The 20,783-nt window shown below is 60.7% G+C and carries 18 protein-coding genes; 9 read left to right on the forward strand and 9 right to left on the reverse strand.

Annotated elements, in window-relative coordinates:
• Positions 1-295 precede the first annotated feature (295 nt).
• On the reverse strand, positions 296-1,633 hold the full coding sequence (locus ACQKEN_RS11340) for a DEAD/DEAH box helicase (protein ID WP_427685528.1): 1,338 nt from the start codon (positions 1,631-1,633) through the stop codon (positions 296-298).
• Between the two features lie 69 nt (positions 1,634-1,702).
• Entirely contained in the window at positions 1,703-2,593 is an 891-nt protein-coding gene (yedA, locus tag ACQKEN_RS11345; protein WP_427685529.1) for a drug/metabolite exporter YedA, read from the reverse strand.
• Between the two features lie 494 nt (positions 2,594-3,087).
• On the opposite strand from yedA, the gene ACQKEN_RS11350 reads away from it, so the two are divergent.
• Complete coding sequence (locus tag ACQKEN_RS11350; RefSeq protein ID WP_427685530.1) at positions 3,088-5,433, forward strand: DUF4214 domain-containing protein; 2,346 nt, start codon at positions 3,088-3,090, stop codon at positions 5,431-5,433.
• A gap of 21 nt (positions 5,434-5,454) precedes the next feature.
• Here the strand turns inward: ACQKEN_RS11350 and ACQKEN_RS11355 are convergent, their stop codons facing one another.
• From ACQKEN_RS11355 to ACQKEN_RS11365, 3 genes are all read right to left on the reverse strand, one after another.
• Positions 5,455-6,069, reverse strand: a complete 615-nt coding sequence (locus ACQKEN_RS11355) for a 3'-5' exonuclease (protein WP_427685531.1) — start codon at positions 6,067-6,069, stop codon at positions 5,455-5,457.
• A gap of 308 nt (positions 6,070-6,377) precedes the next feature.
• Entirely contained in the window at positions 6,378-6,857 is a 480-nt protein-coding gene (locus tag ACQKEN_RS11360; protein ID WP_108121635.1) for an NYN domain-containing protein, read from the reverse strand.
• A gap of 291 nt (positions 6,858-7,148) precedes the next feature.
• Entirely contained in the window at positions 7,149-7,973 is an 825-nt protein-coding gene (locus ACQKEN_RS11365; RefSeq protein WP_427685532.1) for a DUF2076 domain-containing protein, read from the reverse strand.
• 189 nt (positions 7,974-8,162) lie between these two features.
• Between ACQKEN_RS11365 and ACQKEN_RS11370 the strand changes: the two genes are divergently transcribed.
• Positions 8,163-8,816 (forward strand): YciC family protein, encoded by a 654-nt coding sequence (locus ACQKEN_RS11370; RefSeq protein WP_427685533.1) that lies wholly within the window; start codon positions 8,163-8,165, stop codon positions 8,814-8,816.
• A gap of 4 nt (positions 8,817-8,820) precedes the next feature.
• The gene (locus ACQKEN_RS11375) at positions 8,821-9,915 is read left to right on the forward strand and encodes an endonuclease/exonuclease/phosphatase family protein (RefSeq protein ID WP_427685534.1); all 1,095 of its coding nucleotides are present in this window, start codon (positions 8,821-8,823) and stop codon (positions 9,913-9,915) included.
• Positions 9,916-9,993: 78 nt separating this feature from the next.
• Here the strand turns inward: ACQKEN_RS11375 and ACQKEN_RS11380 are convergent, their stop codons facing one another.
• Together ACQKEN_RS11380 and hrpB are read right to left on the reverse strand one after the other, a co-directional pair.
• Positions 9,994-12,057 carry a TonB-dependent siderophore receptor gene (locus tag ACQKEN_RS11380; protein ID WP_427685535.1) on the reverse strand — a complete coding sequence of 688 codons (2,064 nt, stop codon included), beginning with the start codon at positions 12,055-12,057 and terminating at the stop codon, positions 9,994-9,996.
• Positions 12,058-12,255: 198 nt separating this feature from the next.
• Positions 12,256-14,787, reverse strand: coding sequence for an ATP-dependent helicase HrpB (hrpB, locus tag ACQKEN_RS11385; RefSeq protein ID WP_427685536.1), 2,532 nt, complete (start codon positions 14,785-14,787; stop codon positions 12,256-12,258).
• Between the two features lie 475 nt (positions 14,788-15,262).
• Here hrpB and ACQKEN_RS11390 point away from each other — a divergent pair, with 475 nt between their 5' ends.
• The 3 genes from ACQKEN_RS11390 (at position 15,263) to ACQKEN_RS11400 (ending at position 17,420) form a co-directional block, all read left to right on the forward strand.
• On the forward strand, positions 15,263-15,946 hold the full coding sequence (locus ACQKEN_RS11390; protein WP_427685537.1) for a hypothetical protein: 684 nt from the start codon (positions 15,263-15,265) through the stop codon (positions 15,944-15,946).
• A 118-nt stretch (positions 15,947-16,064) separates the two neighbouring features.
• A complete protein-coding gene (locus ACQKEN_RS11395) occupies positions 16,065-16,490 on the forward strand; it encodes a polyribonucleotide nucleotidyltransferase (RefSeq protein WP_074893302.1) in 426 nt (141 codons plus the stop codon).
• A gap of 24 nt (positions 16,491-16,514) precedes the next feature.
• On the forward strand, positions 16,515-17,420 hold the full coding sequence (locus ACQKEN_RS11400; RefSeq protein ID WP_427685538.1) for a cation diffusion facilitator family transporter: 906 nt from the start codon (positions 16,515-16,517) through the stop codon (positions 17,418-17,420).
• A 221-nt stretch (positions 17,421-17,641) separates the two neighbouring features.
• On the opposite strand, the gene ACQKEN_RS11405 is transcribed toward ACQKEN_RS11400, so the two are convergent.
• On the reverse strand, positions 17,642-18,376 hold the full coding sequence (locus ACQKEN_RS11405; RefSeq protein WP_427685539.1) for a DUF6515 family protein: 735 nt from the start codon (positions 18,374-18,376) through the stop codon (positions 17,642-17,644).
• Between the two features lie 36 nt (positions 18,377-18,412).
• Here ACQKEN_RS11405 and ACQKEN_RS11410 point away from each other — a divergent pair, with 36 nt between their 5' ends.
• The 3 genes from ACQKEN_RS11410 (at position 18,413) to ACQKEN_RS11420 (ending at position 19,971) form a co-directional block, all read left to right on the forward strand.
• Positions 18,413-19,006 carry a hypothetical protein gene (locus tag ACQKEN_RS11410; RefSeq protein ID WP_427685540.1) on the forward strand — a complete coding sequence of 198 codons (594 nt, stop codon included), beginning with the start codon at positions 18,413-18,415 and terminating at the stop codon, positions 19,004-19,006.
• 255 nt (positions 19,007-19,261) lie between these two features.
• Positions 19,262-19,741, forward strand: a complete 480-nt coding sequence (locus ACQKEN_RS11415) for an Lrp/AsnC family transcriptional regulator (protein WP_074893299.1) — start codon at positions 19,262-19,264, stop codon at positions 19,739-19,741.
• A 23-nt stretch (positions 19,742-19,764) separates the two neighbouring features.
• Positions 19,765-19,971, forward strand: a complete 207-nt coding sequence (locus tag ACQKEN_RS11420; RefSeq protein WP_427685541.1) for a DUF2788 domain-containing protein — start codon at positions 19,765-19,767, stop codon at positions 19,969-19,971.
• Between the two features lie 173 nt (positions 19,972-20,144).
• On the opposite strand, the gene ACQKEN_RS11425 is transcribed toward ACQKEN_RS11420, so the two are convergent.
• On the reverse strand, positions 20,145-20,777 hold the full coding sequence (locus ACQKEN_RS11425) for a pseudouridine synthase (RefSeq protein ID WP_427685542.1): 633 nt from the start codon (positions 20,775-20,777) through the stop codon (positions 20,145-20,147).
• Positions 20,778-20,783 lie beyond the last annotated feature (6 nt).

Below are 20,783 nucleotides of genomic sequence, written 5' to 3' on the forward strand. Positions count from 1 at the left end.
CTACAGTGGATTGCGCCGGACGGGAAATGTGGGTGATGCGCTCAATCTGTGGGAGCCGGCTTGCTGGCGAACGCGGTAGGGCAGCTACGAAAATGTCGACTGACTTGACGCATTCGCCAGCAAGCCGGCTCCTACAATTTGTGCGCTGTGTCAGTTGTTCCCGGGTTGGCCGGGAGACTTTTCGCGGGCAAGGTGGAGCGCCACCCCGGGCGCTCCTACGCTGGATTGCGCTGCCAATAGACTGCGCCTCAGTTCGGGCAGTCATGATCTTGCCCGGACTGTGCCGCCATTCTTGTTACGGCTTACGCTTGCGCGGTCCGGTGTTGAACACCGGCACTTTGCGCACTGGCTTGACCGCTGGCACTTCTGCCGCCGCTTCGCCGCTATCGACCCATTTGCCCAGGTTGCGCTTCCCGCCCCCGCCACCGCTTTTCGGTTTCTTCGGCTTTTTCGGCTTCTTCAGAACTTGCCCGGTCGCGTCGGTGGCCGGTACGCGATGTTCCGGGATGAAATCCGGCTCTTCGCGGCGCTGCAGGGTCTGGCGGGTGAGCATTTCGATGGCGCTGAGCAGATCGACTTCGTCAGCGCACACCAGGGAGATCGCTTCACCGGTCTGGCCCGCGCGGCCGGTGCGGCCAATACGGTGGATGTAGTCTTCGGCAACGATCGGCAGGTCAAGGTTAACCACGGTCGGCAAGTCGTCGATGTCCAGACCGCGAGCCGCAACGTCGGTGGCGACGAGGATCTGCACGTCACCGCTCTTGAAGCGATCCAGCGCGCGCTGGCGAGTGGCCTGGGGTTTGTCGCCGTGAATGCCGTCTGCGTTGAGGCTCAGGCCTTGCAGCCGCTCCACCAACTGGTCTACGCCGACGCGGGTTTTCGCGAACACCAGCACCTGTCCCCAGCGATGCTTCTTGAGCAGATGGATGAACAGCTCGCTCTTGCGCTTCTTGTCGACGGTAACGATCCACTGTTTGACCGAAGACGCCGCGACGTTGCGCGGGCTGACTTCGATGGTCAGCGGGTTGTCGAGCATCTGCCCGGCCAGCGCGCGGATCGCATCGGAGAAGGTCGCGGAGAACAGCAGCGTCTGGCGGCGCTTCGGCAGCGCGGCGTAGATGTCGCGCAGCTCTTCGGAAAAGCCGAGGTCGAGCATGCGATCGGCTTCGTCGAGGATCAGGGTCTGCAACTGCGAGAACTTCACCGCGTTCTGGCGATACAGGTCGAGCAGGCGGCCCGGCGTAGCGACCAGCACGTCTACGCCACGGCGCAGCTTCATCATTTGCGGGTTGATGCTGACGCCGCCGTACGCCGCGTACGTGGTCAGCGGCAGGTGCTCGGCGTATTGCGCGATGGCTTCGTGAACCTGCTCGGCCAGTTCACGGGTCGGCACCAGCACCAGCGCGCGCACGGAGTTGGGGGCCACTTTCGGGCCTTCCATCGTCAGGCGTTGCAACAGTGGCAACGCGAAACCGGCGGTCTTGCCGGTGCCGGTCTGGGCGGCGGCCATGAGGTCGCGGCCTTCGAGCACGGGCGGAATCGCCTGGGCCTGAACGGGGGTGGGAGTCTGGTAGCCCAGTGTTTCGAGGGCACGCAGCAGGGGTTCGATCAGGCCGAGGGAGGCGAATGTCATTTCAGTACCGTTGGAAAAAGGTCAGCGCACAAGAGTCTGTAGAAGACAATGGCGCGCAGTTTACCCTTTCTACACCGGTTTCTGCTTGCGCCACTGCGGCAGGCCGATGAGCACGACAGCACTGATGATCACCGCCATCGCCGCACCTTCCGCCCAGCCGATGTGTTCGCCGGCGAACAACACGCCCAGCAACACCGCGACCGCCGGGTTGACGTAGCAATAGCTGGTCGCGGCGGCGGGCCGCACGTTCTTCAGCAGGTACATGTAGGAACTGAACGCGACGATAGAGCCGAACACCACCAGATACGCCATCACCAGCCAGCCGGACAGGCCCGGGGATTGGGTCATGCGTTCGCCGCTCACGAAGCTGCCGAGCAACAGCACCGCACCGGCCACCAGCATTTCGCAGGCGCTGGCCATCGGCCCGGCGGGCAATGGCAGGTAGCGGCTCCACACCGAACCGAACGCCCAAGTCGCGGCCGCGAAGATCACCAGCGCGGCGCCCATGGGGCTGGCCTGCAGGTTCGAGCCGAGGTTGAGCAAGGAGATGCCGACAAGGCCGAGCAAAATGCCGGCCCATTCCAGCCCGGTGTTGCGATGGCCCCAGATCAGGCCGAACAACAACGTGAACAGGGGCACCACGGCCACCGCCAAAGCTGCGACACCAGAGGCAACGCCCGCATGTTCCGCCAGGGTAACGCCGCCATTGCCGCAGGCGAGCAACAGAAAGCCGATCATCCCGGCGGATTTCCACTGCTTCCAGGTCGGCATCGGCGCGCCACGAAAACGCATGAAGGCAAACAGGATTGAACCGGCGATGGTAAAGCGCACCCCGGCCATCATGAGCGGAGGCCAGGTTTCGATACCGATGCGGATGGCGAGATAGGTTGAGCCCCAGATCACATAAAGCGCGAAAAAGGCCCCGATGAGCAGCAGGGGAAAACGGCGGGCGGCAGGCATGAAAGGCTCTAGTACAGTCGTTTATTGTGGGACTGATTCTAGAAATGTCCGGGCCGCAGGCGTCAGTTACAAATGGGGTTTATTCGACCCGTACAATTTTGCTGGCAGGCTGTTTGCAGCCGCTGACGCGGGAGCGGCGAGACGATCGGGAAAAGTACACAAAGCTCTCCAAAGCACCCTGCCCAACCAGTACGCTTCCTCCACCCTATTCCAGCTGTATTTCATCGTCTCCAGGAAAATCCGCCTTAAGTCGCAAGAAAGCATGCCGACAACTTCATCAGGAATGGGCATCGAGAGTCTTCGACCATGCCCTGCCGTACCTTCTCGAAGAGCCACACCATCTTTAAGACCAGGGCGGGTCAACGCACGTGAAGGTCATGTAGCCAGCTTTCAAACCCGGCTCAGCGGATTGAACTCATCACCGATCCATACCCGATTATTGCGTCATTGACCTGGCCAGGCCTGCCTTGCCGCGGAGTTTCTACATGTGTTCGATGTGCGATGCACTCACCCAACTCTGGACTGACGGAGCGACCAGCCAGGGTGCGAGCCAACAGACAGCCACCAGCCAAGCGACGCTTGGGCACCTGACGCTGGACCAACAAGCCAACTACCTGACTGATGGCTATTGGCACGACGCCTATGGCGGTTCCCAGCACCACTTTGACGTGCACGCCGGAGGCTCGCTCACCGTCAACCTGGCAAGCTTGAGCGCAAGCGCTCAGGCTGTTGCCAGATACGCGCTGCAAACCTGGACTAACGTCAGTGGCATCAACTTTGTGGAAACCACCGCTGCTGGGGCGATCAATTTCAGCGAAAACAAGAGCGGTGCTTACACCAGCTCCAATTACACAGGCAGCGTCATCTCGGACAGCAGCGTCAACATCGCTTCCAATTGGGTAAATTACGGTTCGTATTATCAGCAAACCTACATTCATGAAATCGGCCACGCGCTGGGGTTGGGCCATGCGGGCAATTACAACGGCAGCGCGACCTTCCCCAACAATGCCTTCTACCAAGAGGACAGCTGGAAATATTCGATAATGTCCTACTTCAGTCAGGACCAGAATACGTATTCCAATGCCTCTTTCGGCTATGTCGCTACCCCCATGCTGGCGGACATCGTAGCCATTCAGGCACTGTACGGCACCGCCGTTACCCGCACGGGTGACGACACCTACAGTTTCAACGAAGCCTTCAAAAACACCGGGACCAACTTCGTGACCGGCCTGGTCGCCACGCTCTATGATTCGGGCGGCAACGACACGATCAACGCCAGCACCTATGCCGGCGCTCAGACAGTTGATCTGAGAAGTGAAGCTTTTTCCAGCCTGTACGGCGGCCTTTCGAATATCGCCATCGCGCGCGGTACGGTTATCGAGAACGCCATCACCGGTGCAGGCGCAGATACGCTGATCGGCAACGCCAGTGACAACTTTCTCAACGCGAATGCGGGCAATGACCAGTTGATAGGCGGCGATGGCAACGATCGGCTGATGGGTGGAGCGGGCTCGGACGTTCTCGATGGTGGCAACGGCTTCGACACCGCCTTGTATACAGAGGCCGGTGCTCGCTACTTTGCAACCTACGATGCCGCGCTTGCAAGCAATGCCATACTCAGCGTTCATGATGCGCAAACGTCCGACGTGGACACGCTTTTAAGCGTCGAAAAGCTGGCTTTCAGCGACCGTGATACCAGTCTCAACGACCTGCTCATGGCTTTTCGCAGCCAGTATGGCGCCTTCAACGCCGAGAGTGACGCCACTGTTTCGTTGAATTTTGGCATGGACCTTCATCACATCGCGCTCACCGAGGATCAGGCGGACATTGCCAGGCTCTACTCACTGCTCGGTCGGACGCCCGATTATCAGGGCTTGAACCACTGGCTGACGCAGCAGGCGATGGGCAGTTCGTATGCAGAGATTCGCGATGCCTTTATGAACTCCATTGAAGCGATGCAGCACTACAACGTGCTTGGTGATCGGGACTTTGTCTCTGATCTCTACCAGACCGTATTGCATCGCACAGGCGAAGAATCAGGTGTGTCGTCTTGGAGCACTCTGCTGCAGGAGGGTTTGAGTCGAACAGCAGTCGTTGATGGCTTCCTGAATTCGCTTGAAAGCCGTGACCTCTCGCAGGGCGAGACAGGCTACATAAGGATTGTGGCTGATAACGCCTGGAACGATCTGGATATGGTGGTGGGCAAGGGCGTGGCCACCGGCACGGCGGGCGACGATCAGATCAGTGAGCAGGAAGTCAGGCTTGACGGCAATGCGGTTTCGCATCTGGCGGGCAACGCCGGTATCGACACGTTTATTTTCAACGACGCGGCATCCGCCTACACGATCAGCGCGCTCGATGCCGACACGCTATCAGTCAGTCGTTCCACCGGAGCCGCGGCGAAATTCGAACTGAATGGCTTCAATGTGCTCGATTTCGCAGATCACGACCTGTTCGTTCTCGACTCGGCGCAGGCAAGCATTGGTCGTTTGTACACCATTCTGGGTCGCACGCCCGATACCGAAGGCCTGAAGTCCTGGCTGTCTCAGGGCGCCGCGGGCGAAACCGGTGCTCAGGCTGCGGATGGTTTTGTGCAATCTGCCGAATTTTCCCAAAGCCTGCCCGATGGCAGCAATGCAGCCTTTGTAGAAAAGCTGTACCACAACGTCCTGAACAGAGGCAGCGACGCTAGCGGTCTTGCTGATTGGGTCCATACACTGGACGGCGGCGCAAGCCGTGGGCAGGTCGCATTCGATATCGCCAACTCTCCGGAGTCTGCTGCCCTGACTCAAGGCGATGCCGGCTTCATTCATTTGATCGGGCATGCTGATTGGGCTTGAGGCACCAGCGCCAAAGACTGACTAGAGCCCCCGGTGCTTGCTGATCGCATCCGCAATCTTCTTCGCCGGGACTTTTTGCAGCGTGCACAGCAACTGGTGGGACACACCGGAGATCCCATGGGTGTCGCGCAGTTGGTGGCCCAGGTGCAGCGTGAGGTTGGCGGCCATTTCCGCATCGGCCATGGCCCGGTGAGCCTTGCCGGTGTGGGGCAAGCCGGCCCAACTGGTGAGCGTGCCGAGTTTGTGATTCGGCGCATGGGGCAGGAGGCGCCGCGCCAGCAGCATGGAGCAGGCGAAGCTTTGCACGCGATTGCGCTTGATGCGCGACAGCTCGAAGTCCCAGAACTTCTGGTCAAACGAGGCGTTGTGCGCCACCAGTGGCGTCAGGCCGACGAACTCGGCGACTTCATTCATGACCCGCTCAGCCGGCGGCGCCGTGCGCAGCATGCTGTTGCTGATGCCGGTCAGGGATTCGATGAAGGACGGGATGCGCACGCCGGCGTTCATCAGGCTTTGATAGCGCTCGACGATTACGCCCTGCTCCACGATCACCACGGCGATTTCAGTCGCGCGGCAGTAGCTGCTGGGGGAAATGCCGGTGGTTTCGAAGTCGATGACGGCGATACGTTCTTGCATGGGAGAGACCTTCAGAAATAGCTGATTCTTGCGTTTTGTTCGGGAGCGCCTGGCTGATATCGCGTCGGACATCGCTTGCGTGTCGCGCCTCTGTAGGAGCTGTCGGAGGTAACGACGGTGGCGAACGCGGTGGGTCAGTTGGCGCATGTTTACCTGAACGGGCCGGGTTCGCCAGCAAGCCGGCTCCTACAGATTTGCGGCGTTTGTCAGCCTGCGCTACGTCACGCTCTGAGCAGCGGCCTGCCCACAATCGGAATATACGGCCGAGCAGATCAACGAATTGGCGGCGTTCGTTTGCCTGCGTTGCATCAAGTCTTGAGCAGCAACCCGCCCTCGATCGGCACGTAACGACTGGCCGCGCGGATCAGCGAATTGGCGGTCAGCCCCGGTACGCCGTAGGCAATCGCTTCGACGCCGTGTTTGCTGATGATACGCTCCAGCAACAGGTCAAAATCGCCATCGCCGGACGCCAGCACGACTTCATCGACATTCGGCGCGACGTCCATGATGTCGATGGTGATGCCCACATCCCAGTCGCCTTTGGCCGAGCCGTCGCTGCGCTGAATGTAGGGTTTGAGTTTGACGGTGAAACCGAGGTTGCGCAGGATCTGCTGGAATTGCTGCTGCTTGCTGTCGCCACGGTCGATGGCATACGCATACGCCTCGACGATCTGCCCGCGCTGGCTGATGTCAGCCCACAGGGCGGCGTAATTGAAGTGACAACCGTGAGCCTGACGCACTGTGTAATACAGATTCTGTACGTCGGCGAAGACCGCGATTCTTCTCACCCAAATTCCTCGATGCGCTGACAAGCGACAGGGATCCGAAAACCGGACCGGCGCTCAGTATGCCAGTTTGGGGGAGGGATTGAAGGATTGGGTTTGGAGGCGATGGCGGAACGCGGTCTGTATTCCTGACACACCGCAGTCGCGACTCATCACATAACGGTGTAGGAGCGACCGGGGTGGCGCTCCACCTTGCCCGCGAAGAGGTCGGTACATCCGACACGTCTCTATCGTCTGAACGAGTTTCGCGGGCAAGCGCGCTCCTACACTAAGGCGGAGCCTCTACGTGCGATGTCAGACGAACGAATCGTCGTCGTCAAACATGCCGCCACCGGTGTCGCTGCCGTAATCGGTATCAGCGAAGCCATTGGAATCACTGCCCCAAGTGTCATTGCCGGGATTGTCATTACCGGTGCTGTCGTTTCCGGTGACCCGCTGCTGATCGTCACCCCATCCGCCGCTGCCACCTTGATCATGTTCGGCGGCAGGCTGGGCCGGCTGCTCCTGGATGATCTCGACGACTTCTTGCGGCTGGCTGTTGTGATGGAACAGGCTGCTGATGCCTTCCGCCAGCATCACGCCGCCGGCCACACCGGCTGCAGTCTTCAATGCCCCGCCCAGGAAGCCACTGCCGACGGGTGCCGCCGGAGCCTGTTGCGGTTGGGCATAGTTTTGCTGTGGCTGAGCGTAGTTCTGCTGCGGTGCGCTCGCAGGGCCACTTTCACGCCAGCCGCCCGAGGAAGGCTGCGGGTTCGATGGCCGGGAGAACGACGAGGTCGGCTGCTGAGCCTGTGGCTCGCGCGAACCGCCGCCGAAGATACTCGACAGAAAACCACCGCCACTGCCGGACTGGGCCGGCGCGGCGGACTTTGCCCGCTCCAGTTCAGCCCGCAGCTGTTGAATCTGCTCGTCGCGCTGACGGTTCTGGGCCTCCAGCTGCTTGATCGCGACTTCCTGCACCAGAATCGACTGCGCCATGTAATAAGGCGCGGCGGGTTGGCGAGTCAGGTGCTCCTTGATCAGCGCTTCGGCCTGCGCATCACGGGGGGCCGATTCGGTTTCTGCCTGTTTGAGTTTGCCAAACAAGCCGTCGATCAGGGTTTGTTCTTCGCTGTTCATGGCGACCTCGTTAGATTGCCGTAGGAATTCTGTTCTGAACCATTGCTCAGACATATCCAGTAATGGGGCTGTTCAAGGGCGTTTCAATAGGATGTAAAAAAAGTTAAGAAGGCTGCTCTGCCGCCGCCGGTTGGCCGGTTCTGCGGCTCTACGTTACAGTGTCGGCCTGCTTATCCCTGTGATCCGTTCATGAATCCGCTGACCATTCTGCAAGACTCGCTGTACTTCTTCCGACGCAACTTCGGCAGCATTCTTACGCTGTGCCTGCCCCTGGTGGTGCTGGAGGCCCTGACCAAACAGCTCATCGGCTTTGGGCAGGGCAACGGCGTCGCGCCACTGTTGGTCGGGCTGCTTTTTTATCCGCTCTACACCGGCGCGCTGATCCTTTTCCTGGACGCCAAAACCCGGGGCGAAGATCCGGTCAAATCCAGCTTGTGGGCCGTTGCGTTGCGCATGTGGCCCACCTTCGCGGTCCTGACGGCGCTGAGCACCCTGCTGATCATGGCCGGCATGTCGCTGTTCATCCTGCCGGGCGTGTGGGTGATGATCAAACTGCAGCTGTCGGAATACTTGCTGGTATTGCGCGGGATGGGGCCGCTGGAGGCGATGCGCGAAAGTTTCAGAATGACCCAGGGCCATGTGGTGCGCATTTTCCTCTGTGTGCTGTGCGTGTATATCCCGCTGTCGCTGCTTGAGGCGCTCAGTTATTACGTACTGCCAGACCAGCAAAGCCCGATGCTGTCGATTGCGGTGGACAGTGTTTCCAGCTTCCTGCAGCTGCTTATCAGCGTGATGATGTTCCGGTTGTTCATGCTCATCGACCCGCCCGCGCGGTCGGCCTGAGAAGATGGCACGCCCGACGCGGTACCTGCTTTACCTCGCGGTGTGTGCCGGGCTGTTCGTGATACTGCTGTATGACGTGACCTGGCACCCCGCCCGACACGAGAAGGTGGCGGTGTCCTGCAACGCGAAGGACGGAAAGCCACCGGTATTGGCGCCGGGTCAGACGCTCAAAGTGATGACCTGGAACATTCAATACCTGGCCGGCAAACGCTATGTGTTCTGGTATGACCTGCCCGATGGCAACGGCCCGGATGAACGGCCAACGCCTGAAGACCTGGCCTACAACCTGGATGAAGTGGCGCGGGTCATTCGCGACGAGCAGCCAGACATCGTCTTGCTGCAGGAAGTCGACGACGGCGCGAAGAACACCGACTACGGCAATCAACTCGCCCTGCTTCAGGCGCGCGTCGCCGACTTGTACCCCTGCAGCAGCGAGGCGTTTGACTGGAAATCCGACTTCGTGCCGGATCGCCACATCTTCGGCAGCGTCGGCCGCAAACTGGCGACGCTGAGCCGCTACCAACTCGACAGCGCCGAACGCCTGCACCTGCCCTCGCCTTCCAGCCATTTCATCAGTCGCCTGTTTCAGCCTCAGCCTGCGTTGCTCGTCAGCTACCTGCCAATGAGTGATGGCCGCGGTCTGACAGTGACCAATACACGCTTGAGCGATGCAGAGCCGGGCGGCGACGTGCGAAAGCGGCAAGTGGCGTCGGTTCGTCAGTTGCAACAAACCTTCGAACAGAACGGCACGCTGTGGATCACCGGCGGAGATTTCAACCTGCTGCCGCAAGGGCAATATCAGCGGCTACCCGCCGAACAGCGCGTGCCGTTCGCGGTAGAGAGTGAGCTTCGGGATTTGTGGGAACGCTTCCCGATGATCCCGAGCAATGAAGACGTGACCGGTGAAGATCGTCGCAAGTGGTACACCCGCTTCCCCAACGACCCCCGCATCAGCGGCCCGGACCGGACACAGGATTTCCTGTTTCATAGCCCGAAGCTGAAGCGGGTAGAGGCACGGGTGAGGCAGGCGGATACGTTGCTGATTTCTGACCACATGCCGGTGATTGCGCGGTTCAGAGTCCCAGCGCACGGAGAGTAAACCCCCTGTACGGGGGCACGGGAGCGTCGTTTGTTCTGAACCGACCAGTGCCGGATTTCCCGGCACCGATCGCTGCCATCAGAACGTGACGCTGGCCGTCAGCCGCGCGGTTCGGAGCGCACCCTCCTCCACCTGGAGCGTGCTGCTGCCCGTGGTGGCCGGGTAGTATTCCTTGTTGAACAGGTTGTCGATGTTCAACTGCAGACTGGTCTTGTAGTCATGGGTGGGTAAATCCCAGCGCACAAAGGCATCGGCCGTCGTGTAGCTGTCCAGCCAGAAGCTATTGGCGTCGTCGCCCGGCCGCTCTCCGACGTATCGGGCACCCGCGCCGACATGCCACTTACCGGTTTCGGCAGGCAGCGCGAGTTGATGACTGAGGTACAGGCTCGCGGTGTGCATCGGCGCATTGGGCAAGCGGTTGCCTTCCTGCTCGGGTGACTCTGCGTTTTTCAGCACTTCCGTGTGGTCATAGGCGTACGTGCCGATGATGCTCCAGTTACGCGCTATCTCTCCGGTCACGTCCAGTTCAACCCCTCGCGAGCGGGCCTTCCCCACCGCCTCGTCAATGCTGTCGCCATTGCTCTGCAGCACGCTGTTCACAAGGTTCTTCTTGACGATGTCATACACGGCCAGGTTCACGTTGAGCGCCTGGACCGGGCTGTATTTGATACCGACTTCGTAACTGCGACCTTCGGTAGGCTTGAAGCTGTTGCCAGCATCGTCGGCATCATTGGGCACGAAGGAGCGGCTGTAGTTGGCGTAGAGCGCGACGTTGTCGGCCGGCTGATAAACAATCCCGCCAAAAGGGAGAAATTTATCGCCATTGGAGTCGGCACCCGGTGCATACGCGCTGCCCAGCCCCTGATCGCTGTATTGATCCCAGTGCTCCTGACGACCACCGAACACCAGAATCCAGCGATCATTAAGGTGCCAGTTGTCCTTGAAGTACGCCGAAGTGGTGACCAGATTATTTTCGGCGTTGCTCTGGGCCGCGCTGACAGTCGCAGGCTCAGCCAGATTGCCGTAGGTGGGGTTCTGGATATTGAGGTTGCCGGCAGTGCTGCTGGCGTTGCGGTAGGTTTTACCGCGGTATTTATCCAGCGACTCGTTGTCCACCCCAACGACGATCTCATGCCGCTGGCCGAACAACTGCTGATCGCCTATGAAGTCCAGCGCGGTATAACGGCTCTCATAATCGTAGTGCCCGCCATTGGCAATCCGGCGCAGGGTGTTGCCGTTCAAGCTGCTGGGCTGAGCAATCGCCAGGCTGTAGCGATCCTCGGTCCATCCGTAGGTCAAGCGGCTTCGCCAGTCATCATTGAGCTGGTACTCGAACTTCGCGGTGGTGCTTTGGCTGATGCCGACGGTCTTGGCCCAGCGCTCATCCAGACGATCGCGGTAACTGATGTCGGCCGGGTGGCCATTGGCGAACACGGTGCCGCGGTCAAAGGGGCTCGCGTAATCGTTGTAGGTATAGGCCAGCGAGAAACTGGCGCGGTCGCCGACCCAGGCGATCGATGGCGCAATGAGCGTGTGCTCGTCGACGCCATAATTACGCCAGTAGTCCTCGTGGGAGCGCTCGGCAACCAGCCGGTACGCCAGATTGGTATCGCCCAGCGGCCCGGTGGTGTCCACACCAAAGGTCCCGCCGCCTTCACTGTAACCAGACCCGGTCAAGGTCGTGCTTTGGGTGAACTGCGGTTGTTTGCTGATCACATTGATCAGCCCGCCCGGCTCCAGCGCGCCATACATGAGCGATGCAGGGCCCTTCAACACTTCCACGTGATCGGTGGTGGCGCCGAGATTGCGGCCGATCGCCGAGCGGACCCCGTCCCGCAAAATGGAGTTGTCGTCATTGCTGCCAAATCCGCGCTTGATCACAGCATCCTTCGTGCCCCCCAACGTGTTCGTCTGGGACACACCACTGACAAAGCGCATGGCGTCGTTGAGGTCTTTGACCTGGTAGTCATCCAGGGTTTGCGCAGTGACCGTGTTGACGGTTTGGGCTTCATCCCGATTCTGGGTGGAGGTCTTGCTGGCGGTGCTCCCTTCCGAAACCGTATAACTTCCCGAGCCGTCAGCCGCATCGCGTGTGGACTGGATGACACTGGGGGCCAACTCGGTGACCGTCTGAGCAGCCATTGCAAAACCAGGTAAGGCAGAACACAGCAGGACTGACGCATGAGTCCGGTTGAAGAGCTTGACCACGAGCTGACTCCGTAAATTGAAACGAGTGCAAATGCGATTCGTTACTATTACACGGGTTGAGCTCGTATTTACCTCACATGGCGTGTGAAGTTTTTTTTCATCCGCTCCTCGTCATGCCTTGTGCAGCCCCGCTCACTTCCTCGGCTTCACCCGCGCGGTTGGTTCTGCAATCAATGGATCGTCCGGCCAATAGTGCTTCGGATACCGCCCCTTCAGATCCTTCTTCACCTCGGCATAGGTGCTGCGCCAGAAGTTGGCGAGGTCTTGGGTGACTTGCACCGGACGGCGGGCGGGAGAGAGCAGGTGCAGCTTGACGACCTGCCGGCCGTTGGCGATGCGCGGGGTGTCGGCCAGGCCGAAGAGCTCCTGCAGACGCACCGCCAGAATGGGCGGGGACTCGCTGTAATCCAGGCGGACCGATGAGCCCGACGGCACGGTCAGGTGATGCGGCGCCAGTTCGTCGAGCCGCTGCGGCAAGGGCCATGGCAGCAGGTTGTGCAGGATCGAAGAGAGGTCCAGATTGCCGAAGTGGCTCAGTCGCGTGACCTTGCCCAGGTACGGCAGCAACCAGTGCTCCAGCGTCGCCAGCAACCCGTCGTTGCTCACATCCGGCCACTCGCTTTCGCTCCCCTTTTGCATATCCATCTGACGCAGCAGGCCCACTCGCGCCTGCCACTGGCGCAGCTCGGGCGTCCAAGGCAGCAGCTCCAGGCCCTTGCGCCGCACCAGCGCCAGCAAAGCCTGCCCCCGCGCGGAATCGTCCAGCCCGGTCAGCGGCTCGCGGCTGATGATCAGTTCCCCGGCCTTGCGCTGACGCTCGGCGCGGAATACGCCCTCGCGCTCGTCCCAGTCCAGTTGATCGAACGGCGTCACCTGTTCGGCAAGCACTGTGTCGAACAGGTCGGGATCGAACTCGGCGGCCAGATAGATACGCTCTTCGCGCTGGCCCTGGCGGCTGCCCAGATCGGCCACCACCAGCCACGGCTGTTTCATCAATGCGTCTGGCTCGGCGAACAACGCGGCGCGGCCGTTGGCGAGTCGATATTCCGCGCCGCCGGTACGGCGTTGTTGTGCAACGCGGTCGGGATAGGCCAGTGCCAACAGTGCGCCGAGCCAGCGTGGGTGATCAGGGTCGGCGACCGGCTTTCGAGCCGCACCCCGCAGATAACTGCGATATTGGCGGGACAACTGCCGCGCTCGCTGCACCCCGCCCTGCGCGCCTTTCGCGGCGCGTTCTGCGCCCGCCAGCAACGTCAGCCGACTGTGCAGATCGGCACCTGCGCCGCGCAAAATGTCGCGTTCGCCGAGTAACGCTGCGACGTCGCACGCCAGCGGGCCCAGACCCAATTCATGACCGCGCAGCAGCAAATGGGCAATGCGTGGATGGGCAGGTACTTCGGCCATCGACTGGCCGTGAGGGGTGAGTTTCCAGTCTTCACCTGGCTTGCGCGTCAGCGCGCCCAGCCGCGCCAGCAGGTCTTGCGCCTGGGCATACGCGGCGGCAGGCGGCAGGTCCAGCCACGTCAGCTGAGCCGGTTCGACGCCCCACCGCGCCAGTTGCAGTGCCAGGCCGGCGAGGTCAGCCTGAAGGATTTCGGCCGCGCCGTAGGCCGCCAATTGATCGTGCTGCGCCTCGGACCACAGCCGATAACAGACGCCCGGCTCAAGCCGTCCTGCTCGACCCGCCCGCTGCGTGGCGCTGGCCCGGGAAATCCGCTGGGTGTCGAGGCGCGTCATGCCGCTGCCGGGATCGAAACGCGGCACCCGCGCCAGCCCCGCGTCGATGACCACACGCACGCCGTCGATGGTAAGGCTGGTCTCGGCGATATTGGTGGCCAGCACCACTTTGCGCTTGCCCTTGGGCGCAGGTTCAATCGCCGCGCGCTGGGCGCTCAGGTCGAGCTCGCCGTGCAGCGGGCACAGCAGCACGTCGCTGCGATCGCCGACGGCCTCGGTCAGCTGTTGATTGACCCGACGGATCTCGGCCTGCCCCGGCAGGAACACCAGCAGGCTGCCGGACTCGTTGCCCAGCGCATCAAGCACGGTCTGAACCACGCGCGGCTCGATGAACTCCCCCGGCTGAAACGGCCTCCCCCACTGCATCGACACCGGGAACATGCGCCCCTCGCTGCTGATCACCGGCGCATCGTTGAGCAAGCTCGACAGCCTCGCGCCCTCAAGGGTCGCCGACATCAGCAAGATCTTCAGCGGCTGGTCGTCTCGAAACAGCGCGCGACCGTTGAGGCTCAGCGCCAGCGCGAGATCAGCGTCGAGGCTCCTTTCATGAAACTCATCGAAGATAAGGAGCCCGACACCTTCCAGCGAAGGGTCTTCCTGCAAGCGCCGGGTGAGAATGCCTTCGGTGACCACTTCAATGCGGGTAGTGGGGCCGACCTTGCTGTCCAGGCGAATCCGGTAACCCACGGTCTCGCCGACGCCTTCCCCCAACTCGCTTGCCAATCTTTCAGCAGCAGCGCGAGCCGCCAGACGACGGGGTTCAAGCATCAGGATCGTCTGCCCCGCCAGCCAGGACTCTCGCAACAGCGCGAGCGGCACACGGGTGGTCTTGCCCGCGCCCGGCGGCGCTTCGAGCACGGCCTCGTCCCGGTCGGCAAGGGCCTGGCGCAGGGCGGGCAGAACGGCATCGATGGGCAAAGAATTCATGGCGGCTCCCAGATCAGCCGGGGACTATACCCACGAGCATCGCAGGCGCCCAGCCTGTGTGAGGATGCGTTTGCGAAAGGCGACAGAGAACAGCGTGCTACCGATTCTCAAACGCCAGAAACAAGGAAGCCCCGCAAGCGGGGCCACAACTTAACCTAGTCTCATCACCGTTTCAAAAGCCCGGGAGTGGAGGTGCTAGGGCAGCGACGCAAATTTATCACAGAACAGAGCAACGTCAAATTCGAAGATGGGTTCTCAACGCAGAAGCTTCCCCCGCCTTAGATTATTTCTCGCCATCACCGGTGCCTTGATCTGGCAGCGGCATTGCCGTGTGAAGTGAACGAAACCCGCAAGCACTGAAGCCCGCCTCAGCGGCGGCTTAGCTTCAATGGAGATCCCACGGTGTGTAAAATTCCGACTTTCGCCCAAGACAGCTCTTGGCGGCAGTTTGGTTTCCAGGAAGGTTAATTTAGCTATGGTTTGGAACACGCTGGAGGCAAAGCTCTCCACACCCCGGATGTCCCGTTACCTTCAGAAGAATCAGAACAAGCACGACCGGGCAGCGGAAGCGTATGTCCACAACATGAAAATTGCGGAGTCACTGGTCTCGATTTTTCATGTGCTTGAGGTATCCCTGCGCAATGGCATACAGAAGGAGATGGCTATCGAATACAACCGGCTCGACTGGTATGAAGAGTGGAATGACCCTGCCGACGCAGACCTTCAAAAACTCTACAACAAGATCGCCGATGCGAAGAGAGCCCTCGGTGCGCGCAGGGTTAAGGCTAGCCCCGACAATATCGTGGCAGAACTCAGTTTTGGCTTTTGGACATCCCTGTTCAACCGCGCAACCACCAACAAGCTGTCCAAACCTCTGAGGAGAGTTTTCTATTCGTGCCCTAAAAGCATGCGTCAGCCTGACAAGATGCGTACACGACTGAATAAGGGACGCGACTTGCGAAACAGATGTTTCCATCATGAGCCGCTGCTTTGGCAGCCGCTTATGGATATACACCGAGATATTTTGGAGGTCGTGAAATGGATCGACCCAAGCCTGCATGCTTGGGTCCAGAGCCATGACCGGGTTGCGTCGACCGTGCACGAATGGATGACATGGAGAGACGCGCCAGTACCCTCACCAACCGCGTGTCAACTCTAAGGCGCCCCAGCATCAACCTGTTTTGCTCATCCCCCCAACGAACTGTCTTCCCTCACGGATACTCTTATTGATTAGGCATTTGCCTTGTATAGTTGCGACTTCTTATGAGGAGATCCCCATGCGCATTCCATCCCGTTTGATTGGCGGTGTTCTGGTTGCCACGCTGCTGACGCAACTGACCGCGTGCGGCAGTATTTTCTACCCGGAACGTCGTGGCCAGATTCAGGGCAGCGGCCGAATGGATCCGGCCATCGTGATACTCGACGCCATCGGCCTGCTGTTCTACATCATTCCCGGCGTGATCGCGTTCGGTGTGGACTTCGCCACTGGCGCGATCTACCTGCCAGGCGGCACTCACGCTCAGATCGATCCGCAAAAGCTGGAACCTGCCGTGCGCACTGACGGCACAGTCGACAACGCCAAGCTGCAAGCCATCATCCAGACCGAGCTCGGCCGCACCCTCCCACTGGATGACCCTCGTCTGATCCAGCACAAAGGCAGCACCCAGCAACTTGCCTCCCTGGGCCTTGTTCCGTCCGCCTGAGTTTTATGATTTGAAGGAAGCGACATGAGCACCAGCCCCGAACACGCCCGCTTATTGCGCCTGGCAACCCGTGCATCGCTTGCTGTGGCGAGCATTCTGATCGTTGCCAAAGCGGTGGCGTGGTGGCTCAGCGGCTCGGTCAGTCTGCTGGCCGGCCTGACGGACTCGATGCTCGATGGCGCCGCCTCGTTCCTCAATCTGCTGGCCGTGCATTACGCGTTGCGCCCGGCTGATGACGATCATCGCTACGGCCACGGCAAGGCAGAAGCGCTGTCGGGCATGGCCCAGGCGCTGTTCATCGCGGTGAGTGCGTTCTTGATCGGCTTTCAGGCGGTCGACCGCATTCAACACCCGCAACCCCTCGGCGATCCGGGCCTGGGTTTGCTGGTGATGGTGTTGTCGATCGGACTGACGATCGCATTGCTGATGTTGCAGCACCGCGTGGTGAAAGCAACGGGTTCAGCGGCGATACGCGCGGATTCACTGCACTACCGCTCTGACCTGCTGCTCAACTTCAGCATCATGCTGGCGCTGGGCCTGGCCTATTTCGGCTACTCCCAGCTGGACGCTTATTTTGGTCTGGCGATCGCGTTCTACATTTTGTGGAGCGCGATTTCCATTGCCCGGGAGACGGTGTCGGTGCTGATGGACGCAGAACTGCCGGTGGACGTCAGCACAAAAATGCTCGAACTGGCCCAGGCCGTCCCGGGCGTACTGGGCGCCCACGACCTGCGCACGCGAATTTCGGGCAATCACTGGTTTGTGCAGCTGCACCTGGAGTTGCCGGGCACGCTGACGCTGTCGGTTGCCCACGATTTGTGCGAGCGGGTGGAAGCGGCGATTCAGGACGAGTTCCCCAAAGCCGAAGTGCTGGTGCACGCGGATCCGCAGGAAGTGGTGGGTCGCGGGGATGGACCGGTTTTGAATTGAAGGCGTCAGGCGTCACACCTCAAATCTGATGGCGATCAAACAGGCCTCTTCCCGGCTGAAGCCGGTCCCACTGACTGACCGCGTGCACTTAGTGGGACTGGCTTTAGCCGGGAAGGCGTCGGTTGTCACACCGCAAATCTGATGGCGTACACACCGGCCCCTTCCCGGCTGAAGCCGGTCCCACTAAGGCATTCCGCATTCCAGCCTGCCTGCCCGCGCTCTTACTGCTGAATGCTATACCCCCGCCCTGCATAACAACTGGCCATCGCCTGTCGGTAGACGCCCAGCACTTCCGGTGCCGGTTGGTAGGCTGCGCCCGCCGGGTCGAAGTTGCTTTGCTGCACGGCGAAGCGGTAGCAGTCGTAGCGGTCCTGTTCGATTTCCTGTTGAGGCTTGCCTTCAGGCGGGTAAGCAACAACGTCATAAGGGTTTGCGGCCTGCTGGACAGGCTGCGGCTGCTGAGGCGAATACACCGGCTCGACATTTTGCGGAGGCTCGGCGACTACGTATTCCTGGGTGTTCTGCTCGTAGGTGTAATAGGTGCCGGCGGCCACGAAAAACAGCGCGCTGCCGAGCCAGACCTGTTGCGCGTAGTCGGGCAGGTAGCGGACGCGAACGCCCCGTGGAGGCTGGACGACCACATAGCGCGGACCCTGCGGGCGATACCAGTAACCGCCAGAGTAGAAGTAATCCCCACCGCGATACGGCACCCGCGAATAGCCGCCCGGCATGCGATCGATCTCGTAACCCGGCCGATAGCGCGGGCCTGAACCCCAGCCGTCTCCATGACCGCCGGGACGGCCGGCCTGCCAGTTACCGTTATCGGGACGACGGTCGCCGTCGCGCCAGCGGTTGTCTCGGGGCTGGTCGCGGTAAAAGCCCTGACGAGGCTCCTGGGTCTGAACCACCGTGTCCGGCCGACCCTGAATGGGCAGACCGCCCTGACGGTCCTGCAACTGACGCTGTTGTTGCTGCTGCTCTTGCTGGCGTCGTTGCTGATCCTGCTGTTGTTGGCGTTGCTGCTGTTGGCGCTGATCGTCGCGCTGTTGATTGCGCTCACGATCCTGCTGCTGGCGCTGCTGATTGGCGCGCTCCTGCTGGTTCTGCTGAATCTGGCGCTGTTGCTGCACCTGTTCCTGCTGGCGCTGCTGCTGTTGCTGATTCTGCTGTTGCTGGCGTTGTTGCTGCTGCTGACGCTGCTGGTTGTCATTGAAGCCGCGCTGATTCTCCTGCTGCTGGCGCTGCATCTCGAACCCACGTTGCTGTTGTTGCTGTTGTTGCTGGTGCTGCTGCTCGTTACGCTGCTGCTGTTGATTATTGTCGTCGGCCAACACCTGAGCACTGATGCTCAAGGCCAAGAGACTGACACCTGCCAAACGCCAGATGCGCATGTTCATGCTTTCCTCACTGGGGCGCGGATACCTGTTGATAGGACTGCTAGTCGGGTGCGCCGTTCGCCGCACTCTATCAGCGTGGCGGATGAAACTATAGAAGCGCACGCCCCGGTGCTGGCCAAAAGCCGGGCACAAAAAAAGAGGGCTCGATGGCCCTCTCTGGAATGCTTCGTCCTGGCTCGACGCTTTTGACGTCGGCTCACCTCGCATCGTCTTCTGGACAGTGCGTAGCCCGGTGGCCTGCTCAACCCTGTCGGGCTGGAGACCGCGGCTGGCCTGATTCGGCGGGCCGCGCTGGACGCTGTGTCCGGGCAGTGATTCTGGTTAAAAGAATAGGCTTTGGCGGACGACAGAGGATTGCGAATATTGCTGAAGAAAACATCACTTGCGCAATAATTCACTTCGGATGAATAATCCTGCGCAATCCATTCAATAAAGGCGCTTATCGTGAGCAAGCTCGACAGATATGACTTGAGTATTTTGGCCGAACTGCAAAAGGACGCGCGCATCTCCAATCAGGAACTGGCAGAGCGCATTGGTCTGTCGCCATCACCCTGCTCGCGCCGCGTCAAACAGCTGGAAGACGACGGTTATATCGTCGGCCAGGTCGCGCTGCTGGACCGCAAGAAGCTGGGCCTTAGCCTGACGGCTTACGTGCTGATCGGCATGGACCGCCACACACCCGACCGCTTCGAGAATTTCGAGCAGCACATTCGCAACCTGCCGCAGGTGCTGGAATGCAGCCTGGTGACCGGGATCGATGCCGATTACCAACTGAAGGTCGTTGTCCCGGACATGGATCACTATCAGAAATTTCTGCTGGGCCATCTGACCCGCATCGACGGCGTGACCAGCGTTCGCTCCAGCTTCGTGCTCAATCAGGTACTGGCGAGCACCGAATTGCCGCTCGTGCATTTGCGCGGCTGAACTGCGTCCGACGGGAGTCACCCATGGCTCCTGCACTGTTCGAAGAGTGGATGATGACCCTGTTGATCACGGCGCTGGTCGGGTTCATGGGCTTCATCGTCTGGGATCTGGCGAAGAGATCCAAAGCCGGGCGCTTCGGTACCATTCTCCTGTTCAGCGTTCTAGGGCTGGGGATTCTGGCGTTTGTGATCAAGAGCGTGGTGATCGCCTCCTTGGAGCAGCAGGGATGACTTCGCCACCACCTCGAGCTGCTTTTGTAGGAGCGCGCTTGGTCTGGGCTGCATCCGGACGAAGGCATCGTACCCGCTTCATTGATGTCGTCTGACCCGACGCGTTCGCGGGCAAGCGCGCTCCTACAGTTGATACGTGCAGTCTTGGCATCTCGCGCCGGTCATCAAGACTGTCAGAGCTTCGCCGGCACTTCCCGCCACTGCCCCTGATCCAGCCCTTCTATGCTCCAGTCGCCAATCCGCACGCGGACCAGTCGCAACGTCGGCAGCCCGACCGCCGCGGTCATCCTGCGCACCTGGCGGTTGCGGCCTTCCTTGATCACCAGTTCCAGCCAGCTCGTCGGTACACTTTTGCGAAAGCGCACCGGCGGGTTGCGCGGCCACAGTTCGGGTTCGTCCAGTTGCCGGGCCTGTGCAGGCAAGGTCGGGCCATCGTTGAGTTCAACGCCATCACGCAGCTTCTGCAGTTGCTCATCCGTCGGCTCGCCCTCCACCTGCACCCAATAGGTTTTCGCCAGCTTGTGCTTGGGGTCGGCGATTCGCGCCTGCAACTGGCCGTCGTTGGTCAGCAGCAGCAAGCCTTCGCTGTCGCGGTCCAGACGGCCCGCCGGGTAGATGCCGGGGATGTCGATGAAATCCTTGAGCGTCGCGCGGCCTTCGCCATCACTGAACTGGGTCAGCACATCAAAGGGTTTGTTGAACAAAATCAGCCGAGGTTCGGCGGGCGGCGCTTTGGCGACACGCCGTGGCGCGCCGGAGCGATCAGGGGAAGGACGGCGGGCATCGGGACGTTGATTGCGGGGCATGGGAAA

This window comes from Pseudomonas sp. NPDC078416 (genome assembly GCF_050268485.1).
GTDB lineage: Bacteria > Pseudomonadota > Gammaproteobacteria > Pseudomonadales > Pseudomonadaceae > Aquipseudomonas.

Coding starts and splice junctions, on each gene's coding strand:
- ACQKEN_RS11340 (WP_427685528.1), bottom strand. CDS start 1,633: ATGACATTCGCCTCCCTCGGCCTGATCGAACCCCTGCTGCGTGCCCTC.
- yedA (WP_427685529.1), bottom strand. CDS start 2,593: ATGCCTGCCGCCCGCCGTTTTCCCCTGCTGCTCATCGGGGCCTTTTTC.
- ACQKEN_RS11350 (WP_427685530.1), top strand. CDS start 3,088: ATGTGCGATGCACTCACCCAACTCTGGACTGACGGAGCGACCAGCCAG.
- ACQKEN_RS11355 (WP_427685531.1), bottom strand. CDS start 6,069: ATGCAAGAACGTATCGCCGTCATCGACTTCGAAACCACCGGCATTTCC.
- ACQKEN_RS11365 (WP_427685532.1), bottom strand. CDS start 7,973: ATGAACAGCGAAGAACAAACCCTGATCGACGGCTTGTTTGGCAAACTC.
- ACQKEN_RS11370 (WP_427685533.1), top strand. CDS start 8,163: ATGAATCCGCTGACCATTCTGCAAGACTCGCTGTACTTCTTCCGACGC.
- ACQKEN_RS11375 (WP_427685534.1), top strand. CDS start 8,821: ATGGCACGCCCGACGCGGTACCTGCTTTACCTCGCGGTGTGTGCCGGG.
- ACQKEN_RS11380 (WP_427685535.1), bottom strand. CDS start 12,057: ATGGCTGCTCAGACGGTCACCGAGTTGGCCCCCAGTGTCATCCAGTCC.
- hrpB (WP_427685536.1), bottom strand. CDS start 14,787: ATGAATTCTTTGCCCATCGATGCCGTTCTGCCCGCCCTGCGCCAGGCC.
- ACQKEN_RS11390 (WP_427685537.1), top strand. CDS start 15,263: ATGGTTTGGAACACGCTGGAGGCAAAGCTCTCCACACCCCGGATGTCC.
- ACQKEN_RS11395 (WP_074893302.1), top strand. CDS start 16,065: ATGCGCATTCCATCCCGTTTGATTGGCGGTGTTCTGGTTGCCACGCTG.
- ACQKEN_RS11400 (WP_427685538.1), top strand. CDS start 16,515: ATGAGCACCAGCCCCGAACACGCCCGCTTATTGCGCCTGGCAACCCGT.
- ACQKEN_RS11420 (WP_427685541.1), top strand. CDS start 19,765: ATGGCTCCTGCACTGTTCGAAGAGTGGATGATGACCCTGTTGATCACG.
- ACQKEN_RS11425 (WP_427685542.1), bottom strand. CDS start 20,777: ATGCCCCGCAATCAACGTCCCGATGCCCGCCGTCCTTCCCCTGATCGC.